This window comes from Streptomyces pluripotens (assembly GCF_000802245.2).
Taxonomy (GTDB): domain Bacteria; phylum Actinomycetota; class Actinomycetes; order Streptomycetales; family Streptomycetaceae; genus Streptomyces; species Streptomyces pluripotens.
On the sequence record NZ_CP021080.1, the window covers coordinates 6,832,869 to 6,850,758 of the forward strand.

12 protein-coding genes and 1 pseudogene are annotated in these 17,890 nt (G+C 71.7%); 6 read left to right on the forward strand and 7 right to left on the reverse strand.

Translation table 11 applies throughout. The annotated features are described in order from the left end of the window. Window positions 1–210: 210 nt before the first annotated feature. On the forward strand, window positions 211–1,155 hold the full coding sequence (locus LK06_RS30190; protein ID WP_039651887.1) for a universal stress protein: 945 nt from the start codon (window positions 211–213) through the stop codon (window positions 1,153–1,155). A 33-nt stretch (window positions 1,156–1,188) separates the two neighbouring features. Here the strand turns inward: LK06_RS30190 and ppk2 are convergent, their stop codons facing one another. Together ppk2 and LK06_RS30200 are read right to left on the reverse strand one after the other, a co-directional pair. Further along, window positions 1,189–1,992 (reverse strand): polyphosphate kinase 2, encoded by an 804-nt coding sequence (ppk2, locus tag LK06_RS30195; protein ID WP_039651885.1) that lies wholly within the window; start codon window positions 1,990–1,992, stop codon window positions 1,189–1,191. Between the two features lie 98 nt (window positions 1,993–2,090). Next, window positions 2,091–3,089, reverse strand: a complete 999-nt coding sequence (locus LK06_RS30200) for an Acg family FMN-binding oxidoreductase (RefSeq protein ID WP_043433265.1) — start codon at window positions 3,087–3,089, stop codon at window positions 2,091–2,093. Between the two features lie 318 nt (window positions 3,090–3,407). On the opposite strand from LK06_RS30200, the gene LK06_RS30205 reads away from it, so the two are divergent. After that, complete coding sequence (locus tag LK06_RS30205) at window positions 3,408–3,833, forward strand: Hsp20/alpha crystallin family protein (RefSeq protein ID WP_308355353.1); 426 nt, start codon at window positions 3,408–3,410, stop codon at window positions 3,831–3,833. A 260-nt stretch (window positions 3,834–4,093) separates the two neighbouring features. Here the strand turns inward: LK06_RS30205 and LK06_RS30210 are convergent. From LK06_RS30210 to LK06_RS30220, 3 genes and pseudogenes are all read right to left on the reverse strand, one after another. Continuing rightward, window positions 4,094–5,187: pseudogene (locus LK06_RS30210) on the reverse strand (IS630 family transposase). Window positions 5,188–5,447: 260 nt separating this feature from the next. Beyond that, entirely contained in the window at window positions 5,448–6,173 is a 726-nt protein-coding gene (locus LK06_RS30215; protein WP_039651882.1) for a CBS domain-containing protein, read from the reverse strand. A 35-nt stretch (window positions 6,174–6,208) separates the two neighbouring features. After that, window positions 6,209–8,896 (reverse strand): bifunctional acetate--CoA ligase family protein/GNAT family N-acetyltransferase, encoded by a 2,688-nt coding sequence (locus LK06_RS30220; RefSeq protein ID WP_174673956.1) that lies wholly within the window; start codon window positions 8,894–8,896, stop codon window positions 6,209–6,211. 486 nt (window positions 8,897–9,382) lie between these two features. Between LK06_RS30220 and LK06_RS30225 the strand changes: the two genes are divergently transcribed. Further along, window positions 9,383–10,072: a helix-turn-helix domain-containing protein gene (locus LK06_RS30225; protein ID WP_039651880.1), complete on the forward strand. Its 690-nt coding sequence runs from the start codon at window positions 9,383–9,385 to the stop codon at window positions 10,070–10,072. A 205-nt stretch (window positions 10,073–10,277) separates the two neighbouring features. Here LK06_RS30225 and LK06_RS30230 read toward each other — a convergent pair whose 3' ends face one another. After that, the gene (locus tag LK06_RS30230) at window positions 10,278–10,922 is read right to left on the reverse strand and encodes a CBS domain-containing protein (protein ID WP_039651879.1); all 645 of its coding nucleotides are present in this window, start codon (window positions 10,920–10,922) and stop codon (window positions 10,278–10,280) included. Continuing rightward, a complete protein-coding gene (locus LK06_RS30235; protein ID WP_063837873.1) occupies window positions 10,919–11,374 on the reverse strand; it encodes a hypothetical protein in 456 nt (151 codons plus the stop codon). The genes LK06_RS30230 and LK06_RS30235 overlap by 4 nt, the downstream gene beginning before the upstream one ends. Window positions 11,375–11,910: 536 nt before the next feature. Here LK06_RS30235 and LK06_RS30240 point away from each other — a divergent pair. The 3 genes from LK06_RS30240 (at window position 11,911) to LK06_RS30250 (ending at window position 17,637) form a co-directional block, all read left to right on the forward strand. Further along, window positions 11,911–12,810, forward strand: coding sequence for a universal stress protein (locus LK06_RS30240; RefSeq protein ID WP_039651876.1), 900 nt, complete (start codon window positions 11,911–11,913; stop codon window positions 12,808–12,810). A gap of 364 nt (window positions 12,811–13,174) precedes the next feature. After that, window positions 13,175–15,859 (forward strand): winged helix-turn-helix domain-containing protein, encoded by a 2,685-nt coding sequence (locus LK06_RS30245; RefSeq protein WP_078858805.1) that lies wholly within the window; start codon window positions 13,175–13,177, stop codon window positions 15,857–15,859. A 152-nt stretch (window positions 15,860–16,011) separates the two neighbouring features. After that, complete coding sequence (locus tag LK06_RS30250) at window positions 16,012–17,637, forward strand: MFS transporter (RefSeq protein ID WP_043409423.1); 1,626 nt, start codon at window positions 16,012–16,014, stop codon at window positions 17,635–17,637. The last annotated feature ends 253 nt before the right edge of the window (window positions 17,638–17,890 follow it).

Here is a 17,890-nt window from a genome sequence, read left to right on the forward strand (position 1 = left end):
CAAGAGCCGACGGCCCCGCAGGTCCCTTCGGAGGCCGACCGAGCCGACCTGCCCGTACTCCGCCAGCGCGGGTCCTTCTCCCCCAGTCTCCGCTCTCCCGTTCTCGGCACCGGCGTAGGTCCTTCGGGTCTCCCCAGGGACCTGCGGACCCTGTCCGACGGCGGCCACAGGCGTGAGGCTGAGAGCTCCGACAAACAGGAGGTGGACGCCATGTCCCGCACCGTCACCGTGGGTCTCGACGGCTCCCCCGAAAGCCGGGCCGCTGCCGAGTGGGCTGCCCGCGAGGCACGGCTGCGAGATCTGTCACTGTGCCTGGTGCACGTGTGGGAGCCGGTGCCTGCGCCCGTGACGCAGACGCCGCTGCTGGGCGCGGAACCGAACCAGCGCCGGCACGAGCGCAGCGAGACGACGGGCGCCCCGGCCGAAGGCTGGGGGGACGTCCTGGGCGAGACGGCGGCGGGGCTGAGGCTGCGCCATCCCGGTCTGGAGGTGCTCACCGAGCAGCGGAACGGCAGCCCCGGTGACGAACTCGCGGCGGCAGCCGGGGAAGCCGAACTACTGGCGCTGGGCTCCCGGGGCCTGAGCGGCATCGGCGGCTTCCTCGTCGGCTCCGTGGGGCTCTCGGTGGTCGCGCACGCCCGGCGGCCGGTCGTCCTGGTACGAGCCGGAGAGCAGGCCGCGGACGAGCACGAATCGGACCCGGTCGGCATCCCGTCCGCGGCGACGGCCTACCGTCCGGTCGTGGTCGGAGTGGACACCGCCGCCCCGGACGACACCGTCCTCGCCTTCGCCTTCGATGAGGCCGCCCGGCGCGGGACGACCGTGCGGGCCGTGCACGCCTGGAGCCTGCCGATGTACTACGGCTACGGACTCGCCGCCGACCCCACGTACGACCAGGAGCTCTCCGGGCAGGAAGAGGCTGCACTGACCGAAGTGCTGCGCCCGTGGCGGAAGAAGTACCCCTCCGTCGAGGTCGTCGAGGAGTGCGGCCCCGCAAGCGCGTCGGTTCGCCTGGTGGACGCCGCGCTCACCGCGTCCTTGGTCGTCGTGGGGCGCCGCGAGCGGCCGGGCCCGTTCGGCGCGCACATCGGTCCGGTCACGCACGCCGTCCTGCACCACGCCACCACGCCCGTCGCCGTCGTCCCGCACGACTGACCCCGCGCCCCACGCACGGACAGCGGGGTGGGCTCACAGGTCCGCCGTGTGGTCGGGGACGTACGTCTGCAGGTCACGCGGCGGCCGTTCGTAGCCGGTGGACGACGGACGCTCGGGGAGCTCCAACACCGGTGGCGGCACCTCGTGGTAGGGGACGGACGCCAGCAGATGGGCCATCATGTTCAGCCGGGCCCGCCGCTTGTCGTCGCTCTCGACGACGTACCAGGGTGCCTCCACGATGTCGGTGTGCACCATCATCTCGTCCTTGGCCCGCGAGTACGCCTCCCAGCGTGTGATGGACTCCAGGTCCATGGGCGACAGCTTCCAGCGCCGCAGCGGGTCCTCCAGGCGGCGCCGGAACCGTTCCAACTGCACGGCGTCACTCACCGAGAACCAGTACTTGCGCAGCAGGATCCCGTCCTCGACGAGCATCCGCTCGAAGATCGGGCACTGGCGCAGAAACCGCTGGTGTTCTTCCCTGGTGCAGAAACCCATGACGCGCTCGACGCCGGCCCGGTTGTACCAGGACCGGTCGAAGAGCACGATCTCCCCGGCGGCCGGCAGATGCTCCACGTAGCGCTGGAAGTACCACTGGGTGCGCTGGCGCTCCGTCGGCTTGGGCAGCGCCGCGATCCGGGCGATTCGAGGGTTGAGGTGCTGGGTGATCCGCTGGATCGTTCCGCCCTTGCCGGCCGCGTCCCGCCCTTCGAACACGATCACCAACCTGACGCCCTGCGCCCGCACCCACTCCTCCAGCTTCACCAACTCAGTCTGCAGACGCAGCAGTTCCGCCTCATAGGTCTTGCGCGGCAGCTCCGCCGCCTTCTTGTCCGCCATGCGGCCCATTCTCTCCTCAGTCCGGTGCCGGGGTCGGTGACGGGGGCCGCACCGGTGTGTGTCCCCCTGCTGGCCACCCCGCGCAACGGCCCGTGCCGTTAGGGAAGTCCGTCGTCGTCCGCGGTCGCCAGGAAGAGGTGCGGTGTGCGGCGCGGTGTCGCGGGCCCCTCGGGCCCGTACCCCAGGCGGACGATCATCTGCACGTGGCCGTAGGGAGCATCCGGCGCCCGCAGGAGACTGCGCAGGTCGGGCCATTCCAGCGCCTGATGCAGCAATGAGGTCCGTAGGCCGTGCACCGTCGCCAGCAGGAGAACACGTTCGAGTGCCTGCCCGGCACGAAGCCAGTCGGCGCGGTGGTCGTGGGTGGTGCTGAGCGCCACCAACATGGGGTGGCGTTCGAAGGGCAGCGACGGTAGCCGGTCCGGCTGGCGCAGCGCGCAGAAGTCACGTACCGGCACGTGTTCGCCGGCGTCCCGCGGACCGAAGGCCCGTGCAGGGATGCCGGTGTCCCGGCCGCCTTCGCCGCCGGTCCAGCGGCGGCTCTCGGCGGCGCGGTCGGGATCCGTGTGGTTGCGGTGTTCGGCGAGCCCGCTCAGCCGCAGGAGGCGGGCCGTCTCGTCCTCGCCAGCCACCGTGAGCCGGGCGCCTTCGGCGTGACCGGCGTCGGCGAGTTCGGCCAGGACGGCAAGGGGCACCGCCCGCTCCGTGAAGGGCATCCGGCTGCTGTGCCGGCGGGGGATGGCGTCGTAAAGGTCGGCCTCACGGGCATCCCGTGGCCCGCCCCGGCCCTGCAGACGCACGGCGACCAGCAGGGTCGGGTCGCGAGGGTCGGGCAGCAGCCGGGAGACCGGTGTCCAGCCGAGCCGGCCCGCCGCGACACGCAGGTTCAGCAGCGCTGCGCCCGCCGCGATGTGCACCGCCCGGCCGTACGGGTCCTCCTGGGGCAGCGAGCGTTCGGGCACGGCCCGGATCTCCACGGTCGAGGAACCGGCGTCCAGACGGAAGCGCCACGGCTGGGTGTTGTGCATCGACGGGGCTGCCACGGCCGCCGCGAGCAGTTTCTCCAGGGCCGATGTGTCCAGAGTCGTGGAAGACATGGGGGCCTCTTTCCGGACGATGCCCGGCGGACGGGCGACTGGCCCCAGCCTGACGGGGGCCGGACGTGGTGCGAAGGGGCCATCCGACTCTGCCAGGGGACCGACCGTCGGCCGTCTGGACCCCCGGCCAGGCCGTCCCGGGCACGCGACCACGTGGGGCGGCGGCCGGGAGGTCCCGACAGGCCCCCTACCGGGGCCTGTCGGCCCCACGCGCGCGCGGTGCCGGCACGGCACGCTGGAAGGGCGAAGGGGAGGAGGAGAGACGTGCAGAGACGGGGAGAGACGAGGACAGGGAGAAGAGGAGGGAGAGAGGTGGCGATGATGAGCGGAATGATCGAACGCCTGCCCGGTTGGCCCGCGCTTCCGGACCTGTTCGGCTGGGTGGAGACCGGTTTTCCCGGTGGACACACGGTGCCCGGCACCCACCCGATCCGGATCGAGGAGCACTTGGGTGACAGCACCTACGTGCTGCGGGCCGAGCTCCCGGGCGTCGACCCTGCGAAGGACGTCGAGATCAGCGTCACGGAGGGTGTCCTGGTGCTGCGTGCGCAGCGGACCTCACAGACCGCCGCAGAGCACCGCACCGAGTTCCGCTACGGCACGTTCCTACGCTCCGTCAGGCTGCCGGCCGGGGCGAAGGGCGAGGAAGCGACCGCCGAGTACAAGGACGGTGTGTTGACGATCACGGTTCCGGTTCCGGAGGAGAAGACGGACACCAGGACCATCCCCGTGCGCCACGTCTGAGTACTGCGGACGTGTCCCGCACCCACAGTGCGCGGCCGGGAATCCGTCCCGGCCGCGCATTCGCGTGTTCGCCGGCCCCGGGGTCCCCGTCCTGGTGTCCTCTCAATCGGCACACGCCCAGGAGCGGGGCAGACGAGAGTGCCGCTCCCCGGAAGGAAGCAGCGCCCCATGCCCGTCCGGCGGCTAGTGCCGGGCGTCGCGACGGGGCGAACGTTGCCTGGTGCGGCACTAATGTCCTGAGTCTCGGAAGAGGTGCATATCTAGGGTTTGGGGTTCGGTAGGCGGTTCAGGTAGCCGGCGAGGCGTTCGAAGATCTCGTCGGCGGACTTGGTCCAGGTGAACGGCTTGGGGTCCTCGTTCCAGTGGGCGTTCCAGTCGCGGATGTCCTTCTTGAGCGCCTGGACGTTCTTGTGGACGCCACGCCGTATCTGCTTGTCCGTCAGCAGGCCGAACCAGCGCTCGACCTGATTGAGCCAGGACGAGCTGGTCGGCGTGAAGTGCATGTGGAAGCACGGGTGCGCGAGCAGCCACTTCTGGATGGCAGGAGTCTTGTGGGTGGCGTAGTTGTCGCAGATCAGGTGGACGTCGAGCTCGGCGGGGACTTCCTTGTCCAGTTTCGCGAGGAACTTCTTGAACTCGGCGGCGCGGTGGCGGCGGTGCAGGGAGCCGATGACCTCGCCGGTGGCGGTGTTGAGCGCCGCGAACAAGGTGGTGACGCCTCCACGCAGATAATCGTGGGTGCGGCGCTCGGGCCTACCGGGCATCATCGGCAGCACCGGGGCCGATCGGTCCAGCGCCTGAATCTGCGACTTCTCATCGACGCAGAGCACAATGGCGCGCTCGGGCGGATCAAGGTACAGACCCACCACGTCGCGGACCTTCTCGACGAACTGCGGGTCCTTGCTCAGCTTGAAGGTGTCGACCTGGTGCGGCTTGAGGCCGAAGGTGCGCCAGATCCGCGAGACCGTCGACTGGCTCAGCCCGCTCTGCTTTGCCATCTCGCGAGTGGACCAGTGGGTGGCGCCCTTCGGCGTCGTCTCCAGAGTCCGCACGATCACGTCCTCGACCTGCTCGTCCGTCACCGTGCGGGCAGGACCCGGCCGCTTCTCGTCGGCCAGGCCCTCCAGCCGCTGGGCCGCGAACCGCTTGCGCCAAGTGGCCACCGTGGTCGGATGAATCCCAAGTTCCTTACCCACCTGCGTGTTCGACAGTGCCCGTCAGCACACGCGAGGACGATCCGACAACGCAGCGCCAGAGCCTGCGCGGACGTCGCCCGCCGCGACCAGCGCAGCAACGTCTCACGCTCGTCATCCGTCAGAACCACGTCGACCGTCGGTAGACCCACCCGCGCCATGAGCCCAGCATATTTCTATAGCTTTTCTAAGACTCAGAACACTAGCCTTGGTCCCCCCTGCAGTTTTCTCCGCCGGTGTCGGCCGTGGACACCAGGTGCGCCCTGAGGGTGGCGCGGACCCTCGGCTCACTCCCCGTCCCACGCGCCGCCGTCCTTTTCCGGTTCCCGGCCGGGCTCCGGCCCGGAGCGTGGCCGGCAGCCCACACGCATGGTGGGGCATCCACCTCGGATGCCCCACCATGCGCCCGTAACGAGCCGGTTCACAGCCTGCGCAGCCAGTCGTCGGCCACTCCGTGCAGCGCCTGCTCCGTCGGCTGCAGACGCCGGTCGTCGAGCCGGTACGACAACCGGTCCACCACGTCGACGACACCGTCCAGTCGGCTGGTCATGCCCAGCGCGACGGGTATCTCGCTGCGCCGCTCCAACTGGCCGGTCAGTGTCACCACGCCCTTCGTGACGCTGACCTCGACGGTGTGCGGCGCCAGCCACAGCGTCTCCCCGAGCACCTCCTCCTGCACCGCGCTGCAGATCTCCTCGTCGCTGCGCAGGAAGACCCGCAGCAGATCATGCCGGGTGACGATGCCGACGAGACGGTCCTCCTCGTCCACCACGGGGAGCCGCTCGATCCGGTGTGTCGCCATGAGCCGGGCGGCCTCGGCCACCGTGGCGTCCGCGCGAACGGTGACGGCGGGTGCCGTCATCAGGCCGCCGGCTGTGCGCGCACGGCCCTTGGCGGCGTCCTCGCGGGATTCGTGCCGCAGCTGCCGCAGCCGGCCGATCCACGATTCCGGCTCGTGCTCGGTCACCTGGTGGAGCATCAGGTCAGTCTCGGAGATCACCCCGAGTACCTTGCCGTCCTCGTCCACCACCGGCAGCCCGCTGATGCGGTGCTCGCCGAGCAGACGTACGACGTCCTTGAAGGGAGCGCCGTATTCGGCGGTTACGACGTCATGGATCATCACGGCGCCAACCCTGGTCGGTTTCATGGTTCCGTTCCTCCTCGGAATGAGTGGGTTCCCCGTCAGCGCAGGCGGCGCAGATACGGGTCGTTGGTGTGCCGGGGTACGAGCCGGATGCGGACATCCAAGGCGTGCACTCCGTGCGGTCCGGCGAGCACCGGGTTGAGATCGGCCTCCGCGAGCTGGGGCAGGTCGCAGGCCAGCCGTGACAACCGGTGCAGTAGTTGCTCGAGGGCCGGAAGATCCGCGGCGGGTGCGCCGCGGTAGCCGAACAGCAACGGGGCGCACCGGGGGGACGTGATCAGGTCGTGCACGTCCCGGTCGCTGAGCGGGGCGAGCCGTCCGGCATGGTCGGCGAGCAGTTCGGTGGCCGTACCGCCGAGACCGAAGACCACCAGCGGGCCGAACACGTCGTCCTGCACCACTCCGGCGAACAACTCGGTGCCGCGGTCGGCGAGCGGCTGCACCACCACGCCGGTCAGCAGATCGCCGAAACGGGTGACCAGGTCCCGGTGGGCGGCCCTGACCTGTGCCGGACCGCGCAGGTCGAGATGGACCGCGTGCTGTTCGCTCTTGTGCAGCAGGCCCGGCCAGTACGCCTTCATCACGACTTGTCCGTCGGGGCCCGCCAGCCTTTCGGCGGCCGTGACCGCCTCGTCCTCGTCGCGGGCCCACGCCCAGGGCAACTGCGGGATGCCGTAGCAGTCGAGGAGCGCACCCGTGGTCTGCGGGTCTGGCCAGCCGCCCTCCGGGTTCTCCTCCAGATAGGACGCGACGATCCGCCCGGCCTCCTGGGCGTCCACCCCGCTCAGCTCCGGCATGGTGCCCGGCGGCCGGGAGAGCCACGCGGCCCGCGCGGCGGCATGGGACAGAGCGCGCGCGGCGTCCTCGGCGACGGCGTAGGCGGGCAGCGTCGTGCCGCCTTCTGCCTTGAGCAGTTCGACCCGAGCGGCCTGGGCGGGCAGCACGGCGAGGACCGGGCCGGCGAGCGGACCGTGGGGCTCCGTCAGCGCGCGGACCAGGTCATCCCCGGTGGCCGCGGCCACCGCGGTCGGCACCAGGGCCACCAGGACGGCGTCCACCGCCCTGTGCCGGGCCAGGCGCGCCACACAGGCCCGCAGCTGTTCTTCCCCAGCCGCGGCCGTGACGTCCACGGGATTGGTGGCGGAGGCTCCCTGAGGCAACAGGTCGAGTAGTTCGTCCGTCAGGTCCGTTCCGAGCGTCGGTACGTTCAGCCCGGCTTCCGTGCAGGCGTCGGCAGCCAGGACGCCCACCCCGCCCGCGTTGCTGACGACCGCGACCCGGGTGCCCGTCGGCAACGGCTGCGCGTGCAACAGGGCTGCCGTGTCCAGGAGTTCGCCGATGGTGCGAGTGGCGGTGACGCCGGCCTGGGTGAACAGCGCCTGCCGGGTCATGGTGGGTGTGGCGGCTGCGGCGGTGTGTGAGGCGGCGGCTCGCCGTCCGGCTTCGGAGCGTCCGGCGTCCACGGTCAGCACCGGCATTCGGCGGGCTACCCGACGAGCGGTGCGGGAGAAGGCCCGCGGATTGCCGAAGGACTCCAGGTGCAGCAGCGCCAAGTCGGTGCGGCCGTCGGACTCCCACCACTGGAGCAGGTCGTTTCCGCTGGTGTCGTACTTGTCGCCCAGTGAGACGAAGCTGGACACGCCGATGCCGAGCCGCGCCAGTCCGTCGAGCAGGGCGATGCCGACGCCGCCGGACTGCACGGCCACCCCCGCGGTGCCGGGTCCCGGGTGCCGGGCGGCGAAGGTCGCGTCCAGCCGTACGTTCTCTTCTGTGTTGGCCAGGCCCAGGCAGTTGGGCCCCACGAGCCGCATCCCATGGCGGTGGCACGCCTCCCTCAGGGCGGCCGACTGGTGCGAGTCGAGCCCGGCGGAGACGACCAACAGGGCGCGGACACCCGCTGTGCCGCACTCCTCGGCCACCCCGGGCACGGCGGCGGCCGGCACGGCGACCACTGCCAGGTCGGGCACGTGCGGCAGCGCGGCGACGGACGGGTAGGCGTGCACCTCGCACAGCGTGCTCGCCTCCGGGTGCACGGCGAAGAGCCGGCCCGTGAAGCCGCCGGAGCGGATGTTGCGCAGAACGGCCCGGCCCACGGAGCCGGGTTTGCGGCCGGCGCCGATCACCGCCACCGACCCGGGCCGCAGCACCGGCCGCAGGCTCGCGACCTCGGCGAGGCTACCCCGGGTCTCCACGGCGCGCAGGTAGTTCTCGTCCTCGGTGAGTTCAACGACGCAACGCACTTCGGGTCCGTCGAAGCGGCGTGTGACGTGCAGCCCGAGATCGTGGAAGACCTTGAGAACCTCGTGGTTCTCGGCGAGGGCGTCGGCGGTGAAGGCGGTGATGCCCGCCGAGCGGGCGGCGTCCGCGAGGTGTTCCAGCAACAGTGTCGCCACGCCCCGGTGGTGCCAGTCGTCGGCGACGGCAAGCGCCATGTCGACCGTGGCCGACCCGGACGGGCCGTCGTACTCGGCCAGCCCCACCAGACGGCCGTCCTGCTCCGCGATCAGGGTGCGGTGCTCCGGCCGGCCGGGTGCCGTGGCGCGGGCGGCGGCCTGCCCGGCGGAGACCGGGCTGAGGCTGAAGAACCGCAGCCGCAGATTCTCCGGGGACATGGCCTCGTACAACTGCAGCACAGCGTCGTGGTCCCCAGGGCTCGCCTGCCGGATCCGGACGGTGGTGCCGTCCGTCAGCAGGGCGTGCACGGGCGCTTGCTGGATCTCGGTCATCAGGAAGGCTCCCTCCGGGGCGGTGCACTCAGGCTCTGCTGCCCGGCCGTGCGGTCCCAGGGGCTGACCGGGCACCGGACCGGGGCCGAGCGGCCCTCCCCTCGGGCCCAGGGCCTCCCTGGTGCCGGGGGTGTCTCCGCGCTGTCCTCGAGTCCGCGTACCGCCCCCCGCGTCTCGCATGCTCCTCGGCCCGCCTGCTGCCCCGAGACGCACCGGCCGCGGCGAGCCCGATACCGGTCCCGTTGCTCTGGGGTGGCGCTGGCCGACGGTCCCGGTGTGCGGTGGTGTCCTGACGGGGTCGGCAGGTCCGTGCACAGGGCTGCGAGGACCCTCCGGTCAGGACGTGCCTGGCCCAGGAGCGCGGAGTGGCGTCCGACCCAACCGGATTGCAGCAAGCTCGGCCATGGTGGATGTAGTGGGGCAAAATTCCAGACGGAGCATGGGTACACCGAGAGAGTCCCGAGGCAGTCCCGAGGAGTGAGCGACATGGCCGAACGGAGAACGCCGGAACAGGCGACGCCGGGAGCGGCGGGCCCCCCGCAGGGCGACCTCGGGCGCCGTATCGAGCGGCGGCGCAGGGAACTGGGCCTCACCAGAGAGGAGACGGCCTTCCGTGCGGGCATGGCCCCCAGCTATCTCGCGCACCTGGAGGAGCACAGCACCGCCGCGCCCGACTCGGGCACTCTGCTCAGGCTGGCCGGGGCGTTGCGCACCAGCCCCACCGAACTCGGCGGCGGCCATGTCGACCTGCCGTCCGGCATCGGGCAGGCCGCCCGGACACCGCGGTTGAGCGAACTGAGCGAGCAGGAATGCCTCCGGCTGCTGTCGACGCACGGTGTGGGCAGGCTGGCGGTCTCCGCTGAGGACGCGCCCGTCGTGGTCCCCCTCAACTACAGCGTCGTCGACGACGCGATCGTCTTCCGGACCCAGCCCGATTCGGTGTCCACGCAGGGCGTCGGCCGTGAGGTGGCCTTCGAAGTGGATCGGGTGGACGACGCTTTGAGTCAGGGCTGGAGCGTCCTGGTACGCGGACCCGCGGAGCGAGTGACCGACCCCGACGAGGTACGCCACCTCGCTGAGCGTGCGTACAGCACGCCGTGGGCGGGCGGGGAGCGTGATGTCTGGATGCGCATCCGGATCGGCACCGTCACGGGCCGCCGGATCGATGTGTGGTGACCGGACGGTGGCCCGCCCCGAGAGGCTCCGCTGCGGCCCCGACGGGGGCGCACGACACACCGCTCCAGCGACGACACCGGGCAGGTGACCCACCTGGTGCGGCACGGCTGTGTGGCCTCGACCGCCCTCGGGCCGCACCAGCACCCCGGCCGGCCCGGGGCAGAGGACCGGCACCGCCTTCACCGTCCCGCTGCCCGCACCGCCGTCAGGACCGGACGCCCTGGGACGCCGCCGGTGGTGCGCAGTCGTCCAGACGGTAGCTCAGGAAGCTGACCACCCCGATGACGCCTTCGAGCCGCCACGCCGAGTGGATCAGGCGGGGCACGTCGCTGCGCAGCTCCACGCGCCCCCGCAGAGTGACGACGCCGTCCCGGACCGAGACGGCGACGGCGCCGGGGGAGAGGCCCAGCTCACCTGCCACGATGCCATCGGTCACCTCGCGCCGGAGGTCACCGTCCGTACGCAGGAAGACTCGCAGCAGGTCACGCCGGGTCGCGATGCCGATGAGGCGGTCCTCCTCGTCCACCACGGGCAGCCGCTCGATGCCGCGCCGTTCCATCAGCCGGGCCGCGTCCGCGACGGGCTGTTCGGGGTGCACGGTGATCGCAGGGGTCGACATCACATCCTCCGCCGTGCGGGCGGGCGCCGGGGGCCGATCGGCGTGGGCGGCCTGTTCCCGCACCAGATCAGTGCCCGAAACCACGCCGAGCACTTTGTCGTCCTGGTCGACGACCGGCAGGCCGCTGATCCTGTGGAGGTCCAGCAGCCGGACCACTTCCTTGAACGGTGTTGTCCGGCGGGCCTGAACGACCTCGCTGGTCATCACCTCGCCAACGGTGCAGTTGGTCACGGCAGTTCCTCCTTCACCGGTACGGGAGCAAGGCACCGGGGTCCTCCACGCTCTGTCGGCCCAGGCCGGTCGAGTGCTCCGGCCCTCCCCGCCGCGGGCACTGGCGTGGCCGTCCTGCGGGGAGCGACCGCGCGGTACGCGGCCCGGTCCGTACGGCTGCGGTACCGGCCACGCAACCGGTCAGCCAGTTGCCGGGGACTCGCCTCGCAGGCGAGCACGACGACGAGTGCGCTGCCCGAACGGATCCCGGCACCGGCGGGCCAGGGCTGCCCGGCGCAGGCCCCCATGACGCGCGCCTCGCCACGGAAGGGCGGAAGTCCTGGACGGTCCGGTGCGCCGGCAGCCTCCTCCCGTACCTGGGGGAGGTCCGCCTCGGCCGCGTCGCCCACGGCCCGCACACGTGCGGTGCCGGTGACGTCGGGTGCGCGGACGGCGGTGTTCCTGGCAGCCATGTGCTCCACCCCTTCTGATGGTCGAGGCAGCATCGCCTGTGCTGGTCGAGGCAGCACCTCAAGCCTCCTGTGCGGGCGTCCCAGGTCCCAGGGCCGGGGGACCCCGGGACAGGGACCGGTGGTCCTGGCCACCTGGCTCTCCCACCAGCGGTGCTGCGTACGGCCGGGGCCCGACCTGGGTGGGCCGGGCAGGACCGGTCGGTGAGGCTGGTGGCGGCCCGGCCGGTGCGAAGCGAGAAGGGAACGGCCGGACCTGCCGGGACGGTCCCGACGGGCCGAGTCCCTGCCCCCCGGAGGCCGGGCTGGTCACGGCGGTCCTCCGCGTCGGCGGACAATCGGACGTCCATCGTCCCGCGGCCCGTCCGTCGGTGGACCTGACGGTATTCGCGCCGCCGCCGGGCCCGAACCCGTGGCGGGCGCCGCGCACGTACCGGGTGACCCGGCCGGGGGGCCGGTCGGCCCCTGGCCGCACCTCCACCGCCGGCGGCAGCCTCGGCGCAGAGGGGCCACCGCCCCGGATCCGGAAGGGACGCATCATGGTTCGCAACGTCGTGGCGGGAATCGACGGCTCGCCGGAAGGCCTCGCGGCCGCGCATTGGGCTGCCCAGGAGGCCTTGCGCCGGGGGGCTGCGCTGAGCCTTGTGCACGTGTGGCACCGGACTGTGCGCCCGGCGCCGTCCATCCCCCCGGAGAACACCGAGCACGCCTGGGCCGAGCGCCTCCTCCGGGAGACAGCCGACAGCATCCGGGCCGCGCACCCCACGCTGGCGATCGCCGTCCGTCTGACGTGCGACGCTCCGGTCTCCGCACTGCTCGCCGCCGCCCGAGAGGCGGATCTGCTGGTGCTCGGGTCGCTGGGGCTCGGCAGGGTAGCCGGATTCGTCACCGGCTCGGTGTCCCAGCGCGTGGTGGGTCGGGCTTCCTGCCCCGTGGTCCTGGTGCGGGCCGGGCGCGCCGCCGCTGACGAGCACCTGCCGGCCGTGGACGGTGTGGCCCCCGAGGAGATCCCCGAGACCCCCTACCGCGCCGTGGTCCTCGGCCTGGATGTCACCCAGCCCTGCGACGACCTGATCTCCTTCGCGTTCGACGCCGCCCACCGCCGTGGGAGCGAGTTGCGCGTGATCCACGTCTTCCAGGAGCCGCCATCCGACGCCGCTCTGCCCGCCCTCACCGGCCCGGAGCTGCTTGCCGCCGAGGAGCGGACCGTGGTCGCGGCACTGCGTCCGTGGTGCGAGAAGTACCCGGATGTCTCCGTGACGGAGACCGTTCTGGAGGGCCGTGCGGCCCCGGAGCTGGTGCGCGCCGCCGCCGGCGCCGGTCTCGTGGTGGTGGGCCGCAGGACCGGCGGAGGCCGGCTCGGTGCCCGCACCGGTCCCATCGCCCACGCCGTCCTGCACCACGCAGGCTGTCCCGTGGCCGTCGTCCCGCACGCCTGAATCGGCCGTCGTCCCGCACGCCTGAATCGGCCGTCCGACCGCCGACCGCCGACCGCCGACGGTCGGCGGTCGGCGGCGAACCCGTCCTCATCCAGGACTCCGCCACCCGTGCACACCGGTCCGGCACACCGACGCACGCCGGATCGGCAGGCTCCTCGCCTGCCGCCGACGGGCCGCTCCGCGTGCCTGCCTGCCCCGGACGAACGCTCGCACCTCGGCCCGCATACCCCGCTCGGGTCCGCCTCACCGAGGCTGTCCTGCCTTTGGCAGGGACCACCGGCCCCTGTGATCGGTGGCAGAACGGGGAACATGCTGGAGAGACGGCCTTGTCCGCGACCTGACGACACGAGTGGTGGTGAACACCATGGCCGTGCTGGACGACAACGGACCGGATCCGACCGCGGAGCGTGCCGATCCCCGAGGAGATCCGTTTCTGTGGACGGAGTTCGCCATACCGGACCTTCCTGCTTCGTTCGTTCGCCGTGATCGGCTGGTCAGGCACCTCGACGAGGCCCTTCACACACCGTTGACCGTGGTCGACGGGGCGGCGGGAGCAGGCAAGACACTGCTGGTAGCCGACTGGGCATCGGCCTGTGAGGGGAGCGTCGCCTGGCTCACCGCGCAGGTGACGGTCAAGGGATGCGGAACGTTCTGGGCGTACCTCCTCCAAGCTCTGCGCCGTGCCGGGGTGGCACTGTCCACCGGGATCGGAAAACCCACCGAGGCCGACCGCGTAGACGAGGGCCTTCTCACCCGTCTCGCCGCAGAACTGAGCCGTCGGGACCGGCCCGTGATCCTGGTGATCGACGAGTACGACCGCGTCACCGGCCCGGAGATCGCGGACCAGCTGGAATTCCTGCTGCGCCACACGGCCCAGGGCATGCGCCTGGTGCTGGTCACCCGCACCGAGCCGCTGCTCTCCCTGCACCGCCACCGTGCAGCGGGAGCCATCACCGAGATCAGGAACAGCGAGCTAGCCTTCACCACCCGCGAGGCGGCCGACCTTCTGGAACGGCACGGCCTGAGCCTCCCGGCCGACGAGGTGAGCGCCCTGGTGGAGCGCACCCGGGGCTGGGCGGCCGGACTGCGGCTGAGCGCGCTGGCCGCCCGGACGGAGACCGATCCTCGCAGGTACCTCAAGGAATTCGAGGTCGACCGCAGCACCATCGCCGATTTCCTCCTGGCCGAGGTACTCAGGCGGCAGAGCGCCGAAACGCAGGACCTGCTGTTGCGGATCAGCATCCTGGACCGCTTCTGCGCCGCACTGGCCGATGAGCTCACCGGACGCTGCGACGCCGAACTCCTCCTGGCCGACTTGCACCGCGAGAATGCCTTCATCGAGCACCTCGGGCACGGCTGGTTCCGTCTCCATCCCCTGTTCCGGGAGATCCTCCGCGCCCACCTGCGGGTGCGTTCGCCCGGACTGGAAGCCGAACTCCACCGCCGTGCGGCGCACTGGATGCGGCCCACGGGTCCGCTCGCCGAGACGCTCGACCACGCCGCGGCGGCCGACGACTGGGAGTGCGCCACCGGAGCACTCATCGGTGATCTCGCCATCGGGGAGCTCTTCACCGGCCTGCACGCCGGGACTCTGTCCGAACTCTTCTCCCGGATGGGCCCCGAGCCCAGAAGCCCTGCCACCCATCTCGTCCGCGCCGCCCGTGAACTGCACCAGTGCCATGTGGAGCGTGGCCTGGCCCGGCTGGAGGAGGCCGGACGAGCCCTGGCCGGGGACGTCCTCGACGACGCCGACCCCGAGCCGGCCGCGACCCGGCTGACCCAGGCCTTCCTGGAAGCCCTGGCGGCGCGGCTGACCGGATCGCCGGGGCGGGCGGAGACGGCCGCGCAGGCCGTCGAGGAGCTGCGGCACGAGGTACCCGGGCGGCTTCTGGACGAGCATCCGGAGCTCACCGCCCTCCTGTCCGCCCATCTCGGCTCGGCACGGCTGTGGGCAGGCCGCTTCACGGAGGCACGATCCGCCTTGAGTACGGTGGCCGAGTCCTGCCCGGAGCCTGCGACAGCGCAGGTGCGTGCCGAGTGCCTGGGGCATCTGGCCCTGATCGACTACCTGAAGGGCTGGCCTGGCCGGGCTGAGCGCAAGGCTTCGGCCGCGCTGTGTACGGTCGGCCACTGCGCCCAGTCCCCGGTACCCGGGGCGGGACTGGAGTCGCTGGTCCTGGCTGCGGTGGCCGCGGACCGCGATGAGCTCGACCGGGCCGAGGCACTCCTCGTGACCGCCGTGGACGCTGGAGGGCCGTCGTCGGACCCGGTGACGCGAGCCGCACAGGCGATCGTCACCGGGCGGATCCTGCTGGCCCGGGGCAAGACGCAGGACGCACTCGAGGCGGCCGACCGGGCAGTGGCCGCCGAGGTGCCGTCGCCCTGGGCCCAGGCGCACGCGGCGCTGCTGGCCTCCGCCGCACATCTTGCCGAGGGCCGGCCGGACCTGGCGGCCAAGCTGTTGGAGGAGGAGCCCGGAGACGAACCGGTGTGTCTGGTGGGAGCCGCACAGGCGGAACTGGCCGCGGGCCGGACCGATCCGGCGCTCGAACTACTCGACCGGCTACGGCCCCAGCGCGGTCTCGGTCCTGCCATGACCGTGCGGGCCGCGCTGGTCAGGGCGCAGGTGGCGGGCGGAAGTGGAGACCGGGCCACGCAACGCCGACTCGTGGCCCAAGCACTTCGCGAGGCTCGGCGCGAGGGGCTGCGCCGCCCCCTCCTTGACGCCGGGCCGTGGCTGCGGCCGCTGCTGACCACCATGCCGCTGCGCGCACTGGCCGAGGGCTGGCTCATACCCGGCCCGCCGCCCTCCGGTACCCCGGTCCCGTCCGCGGAGCAACCGCCGTTGCCGATGGTGGACGAGCTGAGCGCCCGCGAGCGAGACGTTCTGCGACGGCTCGCCGAGATGATGTCGACGGAGGAGATCGCCGCCGATCTCTACGTCTCGGTCAACACGGTCAAGACCCATCTCAAGAGCGCCTACCGGAAACTGGCCGTGAACCGGCGTTACGACGCGGTACACCGTGCCCGCGACCTCGGACTGCTGTGAGCACCGCTCCGGCATCGGGCGGCTGATTCGCCCGGGACGGGTGATGCGCGGGTATACCGCCTCGACTCCCATGGAACAGGCGGCGGTGCGCACGGGCTGTCGCACTCCGGCGGATGGCGCCGGGTTCCGGGCCGGTTCGCGAGGTGGACACCGTGAGGCACTGGCGCGCATTGATCGTCCTGGGCACGGCCCAGTTCCTGATGGTCCTGGATACGTCCGTCATGAACGTGTCCATCAGTCAGCTTGTGTCGGACTTCCACACCGAGGTCACCGCCATCCAGGCCGTCATCACGCTGTACTCGCTGGTGATGGCCGCCTTCATGATCATCGGCAGCAGGATCGGCGACATCCTGGGACGGCGCCGTGTCTTCTTCTCCGGCCTCGCCGTCTACGGCACCGGGTCGGCCCTGACCGCGGTGGCTCCCACGCTGTGGGTCCTCGCCCTCGGCTGGTCGGTCATCGAAGGACTCGGTGCCGCCCTGGTGTTGCCCTCCATGGCGGCCCTCGTCGCCGAGTCCTACCGCGGGCGCGAGCGGGCCGTCGCCTTCGGCGTGATCGGCGGACTTGCGGGTGCCGGCATCGCGGTCGGCCCACTCTTGGGCGGCTGGGTGACCACCTACCTCACCTGGCGGCTGGTGTTCGCCGGGGAAGTCGTGATCGTCCTGGCCGTCCTGGCCTTCCGCCATGCGATCGCCGAGGCGCCGCGCACCGGCCCGCGCCCGAAGCTGGACGGTGTCGGGGCCACCCTCTCCGGCGTCGGTCTGGCGCTCGGCGTGCTGGGGGTGCTGCAGAGCGGTACCTGGGGATGGGTGCAGCCCCGCAACGCCCCCTTCACCATCCTGGGCTTCTCCCCGACGCTGTTCGTGATCGGCGCCGGCATCGCGGTGCTGACCGGCTTCGTCCACTGGGAGCGGCGGCGGGAGTCGCACGGTGAGGACCCGCTGGTGCATCTTCTCTTGCTACGACGGCCCCCGTTGCGTTCCGGCCTGATGGCCTTGCTGGCACAGAACCTCATCCTGCTGGGCCTGTTCTTCGCCATCCCGTTGTACCTTCAGGTGGTCCAGGGGTTCGATGCCTTCGAGACCGGGGTGCGGCTGCTCCCCGTGTCCGTCACCATGCTCGTGACTTCGCTGGGCGCGGCCCGGCTCGGCAGGTCGGCGGGACCGCGCAGGGTGGTCCGGCTGGCGCTGGCGACCCTGGTCGCCGCCATCGTATGGCTGCTGGCCACCATCGAGCCCGTCATCGACAACGCCCAGTTCGCCGGGGCCATGGCCCTGCTCGGCGTGGGCATGGGCCTGATCGCTTCGCAGCTCGGCAACGTCGTACAGTCCAGCGTCGGTGAGGAGGAGCGCAGCGAGGCCGGCGGTCTGCAGTTCACGGCCCAGAACCTGGGTTCGGCGCTCGGTACCGCGCTGATCGGCTCACTGCTGATCGGTGCCCTGGCCCACGCCTTCACCACACAGATCGCGGACAACCCCGCTCTGTCGGCACAGACCCGCCAGCAGACCACGATCGCCCTTGAAGCCGGGGTCTCCTTCGTCTCGACCGACGAAGTCCGCACATCCGCCGAACAGGCGGGCCTGCCACCGTCCGAAGTGGACGCGGTGGTGGACAGCTATGCCTCGGCGCAACTCGACGGGCTGAAAGCGGCCATCTTGGCCGCCGGGGCGGTCACGCTCGCCGGTTTCTTCGTCACACCGAGTCTGCCGGGTCGGCCGGCCACGGCGCCGCAGGGCCCCCGGACGGGTGCTCCCGAGGCGACCGGTTCCGGGCGCTGACGGCGAAGGAGGCGGGGATACCCGGGACCGCATCTCGTCACGGCCCGACCGGACCATCAAGTTCCGGCCGGTGCCGCCCCGGTGCGTCCGCAGTCGTCCTGACGGTCCCAGCGGCCCGGGAGCGGGCCGCTGCGTGGTGTCCCGGCGCCGCGGGGGTGCGGTCGCCGCGGCGCCGGCCGGGGTCACATCACCTGCGGCGGGTGAGGCCGGGAGGCGGTCGACGGCGGAGCATCACTGGAACGGGGCAGGGCAC